Annotated in this window: 11 protein-coding genes; 2 read left to right on the top strand and 9 right to left on the bottom strand. The window is 62.4% G+C overall.

Annotated features, from left to right (window positions below; translation table 11 throughout):
• Window positions 1–2 precede the first annotated feature (2 nt).
• Together cyoB and cyoA are read right to left on the bottom strand one after the other, a co-directional pair.
• Window positions 3–2006 (bottom strand): cytochrome o ubiquinol oxidase subunit I, encoded by a 2004-nt coding sequence (gene cyoB, locus F3H41_RS20210; protein WP_149740521.1) that lies wholly within the window; start codon window positions 2004–2006, stop codon window positions 3–5.
• A 12-nt stretch (window positions 2007–2018) separates the two neighbouring features.
• Window positions 2019–3236 (bottom strand): ubiquinol oxidase subunit II, encoded by a 1218-nt coding sequence (cyoA, locus tag F3H41_RS20205; RefSeq protein ID WP_149740519.1) that lies wholly within the window; start codon window positions 3234–3236, stop codon window positions 2019–2021.
• Window positions 3237–3458: 222 nt separating this feature from the next.
• Between cyoA and F3H41_RS20200 the strand changes: the two genes are divergently transcribed.
• Window positions 3459–4769: an MFS transporter gene (locus tag F3H41_RS20200; protein ID WP_244616298.1), complete on the top strand. Its 1311-nt coding sequence runs from the start codon at window positions 3459–3461 to the stop codon at window positions 4767–4769.
• A 387-nt stretch (window positions 4770–5156) separates the two neighbouring features.
• On the opposite strand, the gene F3H41_RS20195 is transcribed toward F3H41_RS20200, so the two are convergent.
• From F3H41_RS20195 to F3H41_RS20165, 7 genes are all read right to left on the bottom strand, one after another.
• Window positions 5157–6026: a sugar phosphate isomerase/epimerase family protein gene (locus F3H41_RS20195; RefSeq protein WP_149740516.1), complete on the bottom strand. Its 870-nt coding sequence runs from the start codon at window positions 6024–6026 to the stop codon at window positions 5157–5159.
• A gap of 98 nt (window positions 6027–6124) precedes the next feature.
• A complete protein-coding gene (locus tag F3H41_RS20190; RefSeq protein WP_149740515.1) occupies window positions 6125–6787 on the bottom strand; it encodes a nucleoside/nucleotide kinase family protein in 663 nt (220 codons plus the stop codon).
• A gap of 49 nt (window positions 6788–6836) precedes the next feature.
• A complete protein-coding gene (locus F3H41_RS20185) occupies window positions 6837–7685 on the bottom strand; it encodes a sugar phosphate isomerase/epimerase (RefSeq protein ID WP_149740513.1) in 849 nt (282 codons plus the stop codon).
• A 1-nt stretch (window position 7686) separates the two neighbouring features.
• Entirely contained in the window at window positions 7687–8682 is a 996-nt protein-coding gene (locus F3H41_RS20180; protein ID WP_149740512.1) for an ABC transporter permease, read from the bottom strand.
• Window positions 8682–9695: an ABC transporter permease gene (locus F3H41_RS20175; RefSeq protein ID WP_149740511.1), complete on the bottom strand. Its 1014-nt coding sequence runs from the start codon at window positions 9693–9695 to the stop codon at window positions 8682–8684. Before F3H41_RS20175 ends, F3H41_RS20180 begins: the two co-directional genes overlap by 1 nt.
• A complete protein-coding gene (locus F3H41_RS20170) occupies window positions 9688–11178 on the bottom strand; it encodes a sugar ABC transporter ATP-binding protein (protein ID WP_149740510.1) in 1491 nt (496 codons plus the stop codon). The genes F3H41_RS20175 and F3H41_RS20170 overlap by 8 nt, the downstream gene beginning before the upstream one ends.
• A gap of 118 nt (window positions 11179–11296) precedes the next feature.
• A complete protein-coding gene (locus tag F3H41_RS20165) occupies window positions 11297–12277 on the bottom strand; it encodes a substrate-binding domain-containing protein (RefSeq protein WP_149740508.1) in 981 nt (326 codons plus the stop codon).
• Between the two features lie 239 nt (window positions 12278–12516).
• Here F3H41_RS20165 and F3H41_RS20160 point away from each other — a divergent pair, with 239 nt between their 5' ends.
• A complete protein-coding gene (locus F3H41_RS20160) occupies window positions 12517–13581 on the top strand; it encodes a LacI family DNA-binding transcriptional regulator (protein WP_149740507.1) in 1065 nt (354 codons plus the stop codon).
• The last annotated feature ends 149 nt before the right edge of the window (window positions 13582–13730 follow it).

Raw genomic sequence — 13730 nt, 5'->3', positions numbered from 1 at the left:
GATCAGGCTCCGAGCTTGGCAAGTTGCAGGTCGCGTTCGCCTTCGACGGCCGAGACCTCTTCGACCGGGACGTAATAGTCGCGGTCATAGTTGAAGGTATGCGCGATCGCCACGACGATGATGCCGAGGAAGGACAGCGCCGCCAGCCACCAGATGTACCAGACGAGCGCGAAGCCGCAGACCGTCGAGAGGCCGGCGAGAATGACGCCCGTGCCGGTGTAGCGCGGCATGTGGATCGGCATGAAGGCGGCCTTCGGACGCTTCTGGCCTTCCTGCTTCATCTCCGCCCAGGCGTCCAGACCATGGACGACGGGGGTGAAGGCGAAGTTGTAGGCCGGCGGCGGGGAAGAGGTCGCCCACTCCAGCGTGCGGCCATCCCACGGGTCGCCCGAAAGGTCTGGATTTTCCTTCCGCTTCCAGATCGACACGCCAATCTGGATGAAGAAGGCAGCGATACCCATGGCGATCAGTGCCGCGCCGAGTGCCGCGATGATGAACCAGATGCGCAGGTCCGGATCGTCGAAGACGCGCATGCGGCGGGTGACGCCCATCAGGCCAAGTACGTAGAGCGGCATGAAGGCGGCCCAGAAGCCCACGACCCAGCACCAGAACGAAACCTTGCCCCAGAAGACGTTGAGCTTGAAGCCGAAAGCCTTCGGCCACCAGTAGGCGATGGCGGCAAAACAGCCAAACAGCACACCGCCGATGATCACATTGTGGAAGTGGGCGATCAGGAACAGCGAGTTGTGCAGCACGAAGTCGGCCGGCGGAACAGCGAGCAGAACGCCGGTCATGCCGCCGACCGTGAAGGTCAGCATGAAGGCGACCGTCCACATCATCGGCAGGTCGTAGCGCACCCGGCCCTGATACATGGTGAAGAGCCAGTTGAAGATCTTCGCGCCTGTCGGCACCGAGATGATCATCGTCGTGATGCCGAAGAAGGCGTTGACCGAGGCGCCCGAGCCCATGGTGAAGAAGTGGTGCAACCAGACGATGTAGCTGAGAACGGTGATGCAGACGGTCGCATAGACCATCGAGGAATAGCCGAACAGGCGCTTGCCGCAGAAGGTGGAGGTCACTTCCGAGAACACGCCGAACAGCGGCAGGATGAGGATGTACACTTCCGGGTGGCCCCAGATCCAGATGAGGTTGATGTACATCATCGAGTTGCCGCCAAGCTCGCTCGTGAAGAAGTTGGTCCCCACGTAGCGGTCAAGGGTCAGCAGGATGAGCGTCATCGTCAGCACCGGGAAGGAGGCGACGATGAGAATGTTGGTGCACAGCGAGGTCCAGGTGAAGACCGGCATGCGCATCAGCGTCATGCCCGGCGCGCGCATCTTGATGATGGTCACGAGCAGGTTGATGCCGGACAGCGTCGTGCCGACACCGGCCACCTGCAGGCCCCAGATATAATAATCGACCCCTACCCACGGGCTGTAGCCGAGACCCGACAGCGGCGGAAAGGCAAGCCAGCCGGTCTGCGCAAACTCGCCGACGAAGAGCGAGGCCATGACAAGTACCGCGCCACCGACCGTCATCCAGAACGAGAAATTGTTGAGGAAGGGGAAGGACACGTCTCGCGCGCCGATCTGCAGCGGCACCACGTAGTTCATGAGGCCTGTGACGAAGGGCATCGCCACGAAGAAGATCATGATCACGCCGTGGGCCGTGAAGATCTGGTCGTAATGATGGGCATTAAGATACCCTTCGGAGCCATTGAAGGCCCAGACCTGCTGGATACGCATCATCACCGCGTCGGCAAAGCCACGCACGAGCATGATGATCGCCAGGATGATGTACATGATGCCGATCTTCTTGTGATCGACGGAGGTGAACCACTCTTTCCAGAGATAGCCCCAGAGGCGGTAGTAGGTGAGAGCCCCGAGCGCCGCCGCACCGCCGATAGCGACGACGACGAAGGTGACAAGCACGATCGGATCGGTCGGAACGGCGCTCCAGTTCAGGCGTCCGAGAAGAAAGGTCGTTGAGTGATCGATAGTGGCCATGGCCGTGTCCTGTCAGAGTTTCGTCGCGGCGCCCACGGGCGGCAGGGCGAGGGTCAAAGCCGGATCGGCACTGCGACCGAAGAGGCTGCCGGGCTGCGTGAGACCATGGCCGCGCAGCGGAGTCTGGTCGACCGGGGCGACATTGGCCGAAGCCGGCTGCGCCGTCAGCATGCGCTCCAGTTCTTCGGTGGAGCAGAAGCCCGTCACCTGGAAAGGATCCCATCCGAGGATGGGCGCACGCGTACCGCGACGGGCATATTTGTCATAGGTGAGCTGCGAGACGTTGATCGTGCCGGCAAGACCGGCGCCGCCCTGCTTGTCGATGGCCATCATCTCGGCCATGCAGATCTTGCCGGGCTCGACGCAGAGGTTGACGATGCGCGGGAAGAGTTCGGGATCGACGGTGGCGAAAAGCTCAGGCTTCACGTTCTCGCTCGGCTGCTCCAGCTGGAGATAGGCAGGGCGATCGAGCGTCTTCGAAGCAGTTCGGGCCTCGGCGATCCAGCCGTCGAAGCCGGCCGCATCGGTTGCCTTCGCCTTGAAGCGCATGCCGGAGAAACCGGCACCGGAATAGTGCGAGGCAAGGCCCTGATAGGTGCCTTCCTTGTTGAAGACGCCGTGCAGCGTCGTCTGCATGCCGGGCATCGCATAGATCATGCCGGCCATGGCCGGAATGTAGAAGGCGTTCATGACCGAGGACGAGGTCAGCGTGAACTGAACGGGGCGATCGACGGGAACGGCGAGCTCGTTGACGGCGGCAACGCCATACTGCGGGTAGATGAACAGCCACTTCCAGTCGAGCGCCACGACCTGGACCTGCAGCGGTTCCTCCTGGCCGACCTCCTTGCCGGGGGCAATGCGGGCGAGCGGGCGATAGGGATCGAGAAGATGGGTGCCGACCCACGTAATGGCGCCGAGCGACACGACGATCAGCAGCGGCACGGCCCAGATGATCAATTCCAGCTTGGTCGAGTGATCCCAGTTCGGCCGATAGACCGCCGCACGGTTCGATTCCCGATAACGCCAGGCAAAAAGAACGGTGAGCGCCATCACCGGGATGATGATGATCAGCATCAGGAGCGTGGAGATCACGAGCAGATCACGCTGCTGCGCCGCAACATCGCCCGTGGGCGCCAGCACCTCCGCCTTGCACGCGGAGAGAAAAAGCAATGGAAGCAATAGGATGCAAGACTTCAACAGGCCGTTTGGGCGCATATCTAACCTCGTCATCGACCTGGAAGACGGTCGTTCGGACTTTCTTTTCGTCCCAGCACCTAATTTGAACTGAGCAATTGCAACATACGACAATTTGTCGCCTGTCAAATTCGGGGCCGCTGGTGCATGCAGATTGCATCGCAGGGACAAAGCCCGCAAATCACGCATTTGGCAGGACGTCCCCCTTCATTGGCCGTGTCGCGCGGAGTATGAGAATTCATGGCAAGCAGCGTCGAAATGTCCCGCCCGGGGAAAAATCCCAGTCCCGCCGACGAGGTGCACGAACATCACGTGTCCCCGTCCGACATCGCTGTCGGGGTGGTCATCGGTCGCGCTTCCGAATTCTTCGACTTCTTTGTGTTCGCCATCGCGTCCGTTCTGGTCTTCCCGGCCCGCATCTTTCCGTTTGTCGATCCGGTCACGGGAACGCTCTGGTCCTTCGTGCTGGTAGCACTGGCCTTCGTCGCGCGTCCGATCGGCTCGGCCATCTTCATGTCGCTCGACCGTCGCTATGGCCGCACGACGAAACTGACCATCGCCCTCTTCCTGCTGGGAACCTCGACCGTGGCGATGGGCCTCGTGCCCGCCTATGACACGGTCGGCTGGTGGGCGATCCTCATTCTCGCTCTGCTGCGCATCGGCCAGGGTCTGGCGCTTGGCGGCGCCTGGGATGGTCTGGCACCGCTGCTGGCGATCACCGCCGCCAAGCACCGCCGCGGCTTCTACGCCATGGTGCCGCAGCTCGGCGCGCCGATCGGCCTTGCCGTCGCGACCGTGCTCTTCGCTTATCTCGTCGCGACCCTGCCGCGCGAGGATTTCCTGAGCTGGGGCTGGCGCTATCCTTTCTTCGTGGCCTTCGCCATCAACGTGGTGGCGCTCTTTGCCCGCCTGCGCATCATCGCGACGCCGGAATTCCGGGCCCTTTTCGAATCGACGGAACTGGTGCCGAGCGGCATCGGCCGCACGATCAAGGAAGACGGCCGCACGGTTCTCCTCGGCATCTTCGTTCCGCTCGCAAGCTTTGCCATGTTCCACATGGTCACGGTTTTCCCACTGTCTTGGGTCAATCTCTACACCGACCAGACCCCGACCTACTTCCTGCTCATCGAGGCCCTTGGCGCCGCCGTCGGCACGGTGACCATGCTATTCTCGGGCTGGCTGTCGGATCGTATCGGCCGTCAAAAGATCCTGCTTTGGGGCGCCTGGGCCATCGGGGCCTTCGCCCTCATCGCACCGATGCTGCTGAGCGGAGGGGAAGCCGGCGAAACCGCCTACGTGCTGATCGGCTTCGCGATCCTCGGTTTCAGCTTCGCCCAGTCATCGGGCGCCGTGGCCTCTCTGTTCGGCCAGCGCAACCGCTACACCGGCTCGGCCTTCGTCTCCGCGCTGTCGTGGATGTTCGGCGCCGGCTTCGCGCCGGTCACCGCCCTCCTGCTGTCGAGCACCTTCGGCCTTGCCGCCTCCGGCGCCTACCTGCTCTCCGGTGCGATCTGCACGCTTCTGTCGCTGCGGGTTGCCCGCCAGGTCGCCCTTCACCCGAAGGAATAGAAAGGCCGCGCCGGCATTCTTCGCGAAAACGCGTCCTTAGGCCTGGTCGTCATTCTGACGGCCGGGCGTGGTCATCGGCGGGCTCGCCCACCACGCCGCCGCCAGGTGGCAAGCGCGATGTCAACAATCTCCCTGTCATCATGGATCGACACCGAGGCACTCGGGTTGACCCATTCCCAAAGCCAGCCAGAAAAGCTGCACGATCCGCGGCGCGGTATCGTGACAGACATACCGTGCCGAGCCTCAACGCCGTCTGCGTCACCGTCAGCCCTGTATTGACCGCCTGTTCAGCTCCCTCGTCGGGATGATCTCAAAATTGCCGTTGCGTCAGCGGCGCGATCCGCAGCGGCCCACGAGGAGAGCAACTGCGGATCCCGTCTGGCGAGGTCAGCCCCCGAGCACGAAGCGGGAAAAGGCGAGCGCGTTGCGGGCGTCTTCGTCCATCTTCTCGTCACTGGCCCCTTCCGACAGGTCGCGCCAGACGCGGATGTCGGAGCCGACGGTGCCGCCGGTCTTCACGAAGGGTTCCATCACCACGGCGCCCTGATAGTTGATCTCGCGCAGCGCAGCTCCGATCTCATGCCAGGGCATCCGGCCCTTGCCGGGAACGCGGCGGTTGCTTTCACCCGTGTGGAAGTGTCCGAGCAGCGGCCCGGCGGTGCGGATGGCATCGCCGAAGCTATCTTCCTCGATGTTCATGTGGAACGTGTCGAGCATGACCTTCACGTTCGGCTTGCCGACGTCCTTGACGAAGGCGACGCCTTCGGCAGCCGTATTCAGCACGTGGTTTTCGAAGCGGTTCAGCACCTCGATGCACAGGTTGATGCCAAGATTATTGGCAAAGTCGGCAACGCCGTGAATGCCTTCGACGCCGCGGGCGCGATCGCCCTCCTTGTCGACCGGCTGCGAATAATCGATGGGCCAATAGGAGTGCAGCGCACCGCCGATGGTGCGGATGTCGAGCTTGGCGACGTTGGCCAGCGTCTTTTCGAAAAAGGCCTTGCCGGCCGCCCGCACCGAAGCATCCGGAGAGGCGAGGTTCTTGGCCTTCGACGGACCGATCCCGGCCGTCAGGATGATGTTGTTGTCGATCGCCCTCTGGCGGATCTCGGCAAGCTCGGCGTCGCTATAGTCGTTGATGTGATGGGCGGCGACCTCGACGATGTCGAAGCCGAGCTTGGCGACCTTCTCGATATAGGGCCCGAACTTTGCGCTCCATTCCTGCTCCCAGTAGGAGTAGTAGATTCCGTGTTTCATGCGTGCTCCTCTCATGTTTCCAGTATCTGCATTGTCTGTCCGGGCCGTCATGGCATCACACCACGCGACCCGCCGTTGCTTGGCTCGGTGTCGTGCCGTCAGGTCTGCGCCGGTCCGGTATTGTCGATGCGAAGGTCGGGCTCCGCACTGTCGGAGATGATGAAGAGACCGTTCGGGAGGTCATTGGCTTCCACTTTCCGGGTGATCTCCTGTTCATCAAGCCCATATCCGGCCCAGCGCGCCAGAAGACGGCGGCGCAACTCATCGACGCCGACATCCACGAAGATGGTCAGGTCGAAAATCGATTTCAGCCGGTTCCAGGGCGCCTGACGGGCCAAGAGATAATTGCCTTCGCAGACAATGACCTTGATCGATCGCGGGATCAACAGGCCGCCAGCGCGGGCGATTTCGATTGATCGGTCGAAGACCGGCACGGCGATCACATCGTCTTCGTTCGCCTTCAGGCGCAGCAGCATATGGCGAAGGCCATGGGCGTCGAAGGTATCGATGGCGCCCTTGTAGGGCCGCCGCCCCATGGCCTCGAGCACGGCATCGTCATAATGATATCCATCCATGGGAAACAGCGCGGCGCTGAGCCCGTGCTCGGCGGCCAATTCAGCAACGGCCTGTTCGGCGAGCGTGGACTTGCCGGATCCCGGCGCACCCGCAATCGCCACCAGAATGCGCCGGTTGCCCAGCACTCGAGAGCGCTCGGCCACAGCCTGCGCAATATACCGTGCCGTCGCCGATGCCGCGGTCATCTCTTCTCCCGTTAAGGCGTCTCTTCCGCCGGTTTCCATCCCCATGGCATCAGGCAAGTCCATATTGAACCGCCTTGTTGCGCAGGAAGGAAACGCCATCGCCGATGACGTCGTCGCCATCGCGTGCCGTTGGCCGCCAGGTGGAAATGGCACCGGCCATCGAGACGGGCATCTTGGCGAAGCTCTCGAGGGTCAGCGCCCCCTTGAAGCCGATGGCGGCCAGCGCAGCGAAGACCGCGTCCCATGCCACGTTGCCATAGCCGGGCGTGCCGCGATCGCTCTCGGACATGTGCATGTATTTCAGGTGCTCGCGCGCGGCGATGATGCCGTTGGCGATACCCTTTTCCTCCATCGTCATGTGGAATGTGTCGAGATGCACGAAGACATTGTCGCGCCCGATGCGCTCGACCAGCGCCACGGCCTGTTCGGCGGAATTGACCAGATGGCTTTCATAGCGGTTGACCGCCTCGATGCCGAGCTGAAGGCCGAGCGATCCGGCATGCCGAGCGGCGGCGCCGAGCGCCCGGGTCAGGTTGTCATACTCGGCCTCGGTGGGCGGAAAGCCGGTGCGCTCGTGGGTGCCGCCATAGGTGACACCGGTCAGCGCCTCGGCGCCCATCTCGGCCGCCTTGTCGAGGGCCGCGATCAGGTGGGCGGCGGCCGCATCCGGACGGCGCGAGGCCCAGACCGGCTCGTCGAGAACCAGCGAGCAGACGGCACGAAGACCATGGCCTTCGAGGAGAGAGCGGCTGTGCATGGCGTCGACAGAGGAGAGATCCATCAATGGAATTTCGATCAGATCCTGCCCGTGGTGCGCAGCGCCGACGATCGCCCGTTCGGCGCCGGCATGGTCCCACACGGTAGTCCACATCATTGCGTGAATGCCAAGTCCCTGCACGTCAGGCCTTCTTTCTGCTGAAGATGCGCGTGTGCGATGCGAGCGTGCGCGCCGCCATCACGACGATCATCAGCACGCCCCAGAGCGCGGTGGCGAGATGCTGGTTGGCCCCCATGAGATTGAGGCCCGACGACAGGAGTTGCAGAACGATCAACGCCACGAAAACCGGCAGCACACGGCCGAAACCGCCGAAGGGATTGATGCCACCCAGGAAGGCCGCGAGAACCGTGATGAGCAGATAGGACTCGCCATGTCCGACGCGCACCGAATTGAATCGCGCCATCATGATGATGCCGGCCACCGCGCACATGAGGCCCGACAGCGTGTAGACGAGCACGACAATGCGGCGGGTGTTGAGACCCGAATATTCGGCCGCCTCCATGTTGGAGCCGATCATCAGCAGGCCGAAGCCAAGCTTGCTGCGCGTCAGGAGCACATGCCAGACGCCAACGCAGAGAATGAAGATCAGCAGCGGGATCGGCAGGCCGAACAGCGATCCGTGGCCGATCGGCGCAACATAGTCGGGAAAGCCCGAGACATCGCCGCCTCGGGTGAGGAATTCACCAAGCCCGCGCAGGAAAATCATCATCGAGAGCGTCACGAGGATCGGATGGGCGCGGGTATAGGCAATGGCAACGCCCGTCAACGCACCGGCCGCCGCGCCGGTGGCGAGCGCCGCAAGGCAGGCGAGGACGAAGACGCCGCCGGCTGCATCCACGCCGCCATTTGCCTGCAGCACCCAGGCAGCGGCAAGGCCGGAAAGATTGGCTGCGAAGGTGACGGACAGGTTGATGCCGCCCGTCAGAAGTGGCAGCAGCATCGCCAGCGTCAGCAGCCCGAGCTCCGGCAGTTGAAAGGCGACCGAGCCGAAAGTGGCCAGCGACAGGAAGTTATCGGCCGCAAGGCTGAAAATCGCCATCACCGCAACGAAGGCGATCAGCGGCCCGCCCATATCGGCACCAAACGTGCTGCTGAATTTCTGGAGAAAGGCTTTCATCAGGGCTGTTTCCCTTTGGCTGGCGCGCGTTTCAGCGCCTGCGGCAGAAGCTTGTCGAACCGCGCGGACGACAGGCTGATGGCGACGAGAATGATGGCGCCGACGATCATCTTGAAAGCAAAGGGCGAGACGCCAAGCAGGTTGAGCCCGTTCTGGGTGATCGAAACCATCAGCACGCCGAGTACGCAGCCAAGCACTGACCCCTTGCCGCCGCCGAGCCGGGCGCCGCCGAGAACCGTGGCGGCGAGAACATCGAGCTCCCGGCCGTAAAGGGCATTGGGGACGACTTCCTGGGCGTAATGCGCCTGCATCAGCCCGGCGATCCCTGCCATCAGCCCCAGCCAGCCGAAGGCGATGGCATGCATGGCGCCGATGTTGATGCCGAAGCGGCGGGCACCTTCCGGATTGTCGCCAAAGGCATAGAGCTTGCGACCAATCGTGGTGCGCGACATCAGGAACCAGGTCGCGAAGCAACACAGCACCATCACCACCACCGGCAGGGTGAGTTCCACCCACGAACCGTCCGGCATCTCATGTTCGAACAGTACGACGCGGTTCGAAAGCCAGTCCGGCAGGTTGTAGATCGACACGCCCTTGGTGAAGAACATCAGGAGGCCGAAGAAGATGTTGAACGTCGAGATGGTTGCGACGATCGAGATGATCCGCAGTTGGTGCACGAGGAATGCGTTGACGAGGCCAAGGCTGATGCCGACGCCGCCGGCGATGACGAAGCCCAGCGCCCAGTTGCCGCCACCAAGCGCCGTGATCACCAGCACGGTGACATACTGCACGACGGAAGCGGCGACCGCGAAGGAGATGTCGATGCCCCCGGAAATCAGCACCACCAGAAGGCCGACGGCGAAGATGATGTTGACGGCCGAGACGTTCAGCACGTCGAAGGCATTGGAGACCGTCAAAAAGCGGTCCGTGCCGAAGGAAAGACCGATGGAGAGAAAGATCATGACGGCAAGAAGCGTCACTTCGGTCGTATGTCCAAGGATGAGCCTACGCATAGATGGCGGCCTCCAATGCGGTCAGGGAAATGGTGCGCGGGTCATAGCTGGCGTGGAACTGGCCATCTGCCATGTGGATGACGCGATCGGCGTTGAAATAGACCTCGGGCGGCTCGTCGGAGATGATGATGATCGACAGGCCCTCGGCAGCGAGCTTGCGCACAATGTCGAAGATGCCCGCCCGCGCGCCGACATCGACGCCGACCGTCGGCGCGTCAAGGATGAGGATCTTCGGGCCGATGGCGAGCCATTTGGCGATGGCCACGCGCTGCTGGTTGCCGCCCGAAAGCGTGCGGATCGGATCGTCCGGGGTTCCGATCTTGACGCCGAGCGCCGAGATCCAGTGCGAAACGACGTTCGCCTTCTTCGTCGGTGAAATCAGGCCGTTCGAGAGAATATGGTCGAGCGAGGCCATGACGAGATTGTCGGCAATCGATTGCGGCTGGTTGAGGCCGAGCGAAAGCCTGTCTTCCGACAGATAGGCGACGCCGGCGCGGATCGCGTCGCGGTTGGATCCGAATTCCATCCGCTTGCCCTCGATCAGGATCTCCCCGCCATGGGGCTGGCGCATGCCGAAAAGGGTGAGAGCCAGTTCCGTGCGCCCCGCGCCAAGCAAGCCGGTGATGCCAAGCGTTTCGCCGCGGCGCAGATCAAAGGAGATGTCGGTGAATTCGCCGGTGCGCGCAAGGTTGCGGACGGAAAGGACCACGGGCGCGGCGTCATGGTCGGCGGCAATGACGGCACTGTCGAAGTTGCGGCCGGTCATCAGTTCGGTCACCCGCGACTGCGTCATGCCGTCCACAGGGTAGACACCGACCAGGGCGCCATCCCGCAGCACGGTGATACGATCGGAAATCTCCAGCACCTCCGCCAGACGGTGTGACACGAAAACGACGGCAACGCCGGAGGCGGAGAGAGTGCGGACGATCTCGATCAGATAGTCGGCTTCGGACTGCGTCAGGGAGGCCGTGGGCTCGTCCATGAACACCAGCCGCGCCTCGCCGACGAGCGCGCGGGCAATGGCGACGATCTGGCGCTGGGCGATCGGCAGTTCGCGCAAGGGGCGGTGAATGTCGAGACTGACGCCAAGACGCGCCAGAGCCTTGAGCGCAGCCGCATCAATCGCCTTTTTATCGACGAGACCGAACTTGCCATTGACGGCCAATTGGAAGCCGATGTTTTCGGCAACCGACATTTCACCGAACAGCGCCAGATCCTGCCAGATCACCTGGATTCCGAGTGACTGGGCAAGGGTCGGCGTCATCGCCGGGATCACCTTGCCATCGAAACGCAGTTCGGCGCCATCTTCCGGTTTATAGACACCGGTGATGACCTTGATCAGCGTGCTTTTGCCGCAACCGTTTTCACCGGCCAGGCAGTGGACCTCACCCGGCATGACCTCGAACGAAACGCCCTTGAGGGCGCGAACCCCGCCAAAGGTCACCTTGATATTGCTGAGAGAAAGAAGAGGTTCGGTGCCCATGACGGCGTGCCCCCATCCGGCCGCGCGGGGCCGCGATCATGTCTTGCATTCTTGAGCGTGACGGGTCGCGCCTGCGCGCAAGCGCGACCCCATGTTTGACTTATGTTTGGCTGGCGCCTCAGAGACCCATGGAAACCAGCGTGTCGATGCTTTCCTTGTCGATCTTCAGGAGTTGATCGACAACAATGGTGTTGCCCTCGGGATTGATGGTACCGAGACCCTCGATCGTGTCCCCGGCCTTGACGGACTCACCCTTGGCAATCCGGTCGGCAAGCGTAACGAAGACTTCGCCGGCCTGCTTCGGATTCCACATGAAGCCGCCCGTCAGGGCGCCGCTCTTGATCAGCTTGGCGCCCTGCCCCGGCGAGAACGGACCGATGACGAAGACCTTGCCGTCCTTGCGGCGCTCTTCAACGGCGCGACCGGCGCCGATCGGGCCCTGCGAGCCGAAGGCCAGGAAGCCGGCGAGATCGGGGTTGGCCGACATGAGATCGAGGGCCGTGGAGCGGCTCTTGTCGAGATCTTCGGCAACGCCGTAGCGATCACCGACCAGCTTCATGTCCGGGTAGTTGGCCTTGATGTAGGCAATGGCCGCGTCCGCCCAGGCATTGTGAAGCGGAACGGTCAGCGATCCCACGAAAACGGCATAGGCACCCTTGCCGCCCATTTTCTCGGCCAGAAGCTTGCCGTGCGCTTCACCAAAGCCCTTGGCAGAAGCAAGCTCGAAGTCCCAGTCGGCGCCCGCCTGATCGGGCGATTCATGCGTGATGACCTTGATGCCGGCGGCCTGTGCCTTCTTCAGGACGGGCTCGAGCACCTTGGCATCATTCGGCACAACACCGATAAAATCGACTTTCTGCGCGATCAGGTCTTCGATGGCCCGCACCTGAAGGGCGGGATCGGCGCTGGTCGGGCCGACCATGAAGCCGTCAACGCCCAGCTTGGCGCTCTGCTCCTTGATACCCGCCTCCATGGCATTGAACCATGGAATGCCGCCGATCTTCACGACGACACCGATCTTGGTGTCGGCGGCGAAGGATGCCGTGGATGCCATCAGCGCCAGCGAAACGCTAAGGGCTACTGCGATAATCTTTCTCATGCGGAACTCCTCCTCTGAATTCTCCCAGGACGCGGAAAGGCAGGCCCCGGGCTCTTGCCCGGCGGCCGGCAGTCAAAAGTCCAATCCGGACTCCTCCCTCGTCGCTCCTCTTGCGATCCATCTCGCACAATCGTTATTTCTCGCTTGCACAATCGATGGTGCAACCACATTATCATGAAGCGGCCTTTCGTCAAGTGGGAGGCTCGGCTAGAAAATTCAGACAGCGAATCGAGGTCGGAATGAGTGAGAACGAGCACAGGAAGGCTACGATCTACGATCTGTCGATGAAATCAGGCGCCTCCGCCTCGACGGTGAGCGCGGTACTGAACGGCACTTGGCAGAAGCGCCGCATCTCCGCCGAGACGGCACGCAGGATCACGGCTTTGGCCGAAGAGCTGAAATATACGGCCAACCAGCAGGCACGCGCCCTGCGCAGTTCGCGCTCGGGGCTGGCCGGCCTGCTTTTGCCGGTCTACGACACGCGCTTCTTCTCCTCGATGGCCCAGACTTTCGAAGCACAGGCGCGCCAGCGGAGCCTTTTGCCCGTCGTGGTCTCCGGACGGCGTGATCCGGAAGAGGAGCGGCGCGTGGTCGAGTCGCTCGTCGCCTATTCCATCGATTCACTCTTCATCGCCGGCGCAACGGACCCTGATGGTGTGCACCGCGTCTGCGCTGCGGCGGGCATACCGCATGTCAATATCGACCTGCCCGGCGAACTCGCCAGTTCGGTCATCTCCGACAACCGGCAAGGCGCCAGAGCCCTGACCAAGGCCATCATCGACCATGCGAGGCAAGGCGGACCGCTGAGCCCGGACGATGTCTATATGTTCGGCGGGCGCGACGACCATGCAAGCCGCGAGCGCGTCATCGGCTTTCATGCCGCCAAGACGGAAATCTTTGGCACGGCTTCCGGCGGCGACACCGAAAACACCGGCTATTCGCCCAGCATGACGGCCTTGGCCTTCGAGCGGTTCTATGCGCGCCACGGCCGCCTGCCACGCTGCTTCTTCATCAATTCCTCGATCAACTTCGAGGGACTGCTGCGCTTCATGGGCGGGCATGACGAGCAGACCTTTGCGGACATCGTCGTCGGCTGTTTCGATTACGATCCCTTCGGATCCTTCCTTCCCTTCCCGGTATACATGATCAGACCCGACATCACGAAGATGCTGGAACGGGGCTTCGACCTCCTCGATCACGAGAACGCTACGCCACACCTCATCACCATCGAACCCCAACTGGTACCACCGCGCACGGCGCTCAAAGGCCCGCTCGACGAACTCCGCGATAAGGACGCGCGCTGATCTCTTGGGAGCCGCTGCGCGTCTCGTCGATCATTCGACCCGAGACTTTCCTTTTGACCTGAGACCCGACTTCCCTCCAGTTTTCGGGAGAGTCTTGGGTTTTCAATCTGGCCTCATGCGGCCTGCTTTTCCATAGCCATTTTCATTGC

Source organism: Rhizobium sp. RU20A (assembly GCF_900155885.1).
GTDB lineage: Bacteria > Pseudomonadota > Alphaproteobacteria > Rhizobiales > Rhizobiaceae > RU20A.
Note: the sequence above shows the minus strand (reverse complement) of the source record. Positions and strands in the feature narration are given on the sequence as shown.

Excerpts from the sequence above, each read along its gene's own strand:
- F3H41_RS20170 (WP_149740510.1), bottom strand. The coding sequence starts at position 11,178 with ATGGGCACCGAACCTCTTCTTTCTCTCAGCAATATCAAGGTGACCTTT.
- cyoA (WP_149740519.1), bottom strand. The coding sequence starts at position 3,236 with ATGACGAGGTTAGATATGCGCCCAAACGGCCTGTTGAAGTCTTGCATC.
- F3H41_RS20190 (WP_149740515.1), bottom strand. The coding sequence starts at position 6,787 with ATGACCGCGGCATCGGCGACGGCACGGTATATTGCGCAGGCTGTGGCC.
- F3H41_RS20195 (WP_149740516.1), bottom strand. The coding sequence starts at position 6,026 with ATGAAACACGGAATCTACTACTCCTACTGGGAGCAGGAATGGAGCGCA.
- F3H41_RS20160 (WP_149740507.1), top strand. The coding sequence starts at position 12,517 with ATGAGTGAGAACGAGCACAGGAAGGCTACGATCTACGATCTGTCGATG.
- F3H41_RS20165 (WP_149740508.1), bottom strand. The coding sequence starts at position 12,277 with ATGAGAAAGATTATCGCAGTAGCCCTTAGCGTTTCGCTGGCGCTGATG.
- cyoB (WP_149740521.1), bottom strand. The coding sequence starts at position 2,006 with ATGGCCACTATCGATCACTCAACGACCTTTCTTCTCGGACGCCTGAAC.
- F3H41_RS20180 (WP_149740512.1), bottom strand. The coding sequence starts at position 8,682 with ATGAAAGCCTTTCTCCAGAAATTCAGCAGCACGTTTGGTGCCGATATG.
- F3H41_RS20175 (WP_149740511.1), bottom strand. The coding sequence starts at position 9,695 with ATGCGTAGGCTCATCCTTGGACATACGACCGAAGTGACGCTTCTTGCC.
- F3H41_RS20200 (WP_244616298.1), top strand. The coding sequence starts at position 3,459 with ATGTCCCGCCCGGGGAAAAATCCCAGTCCCGCCGACGAGGTGCACGAA.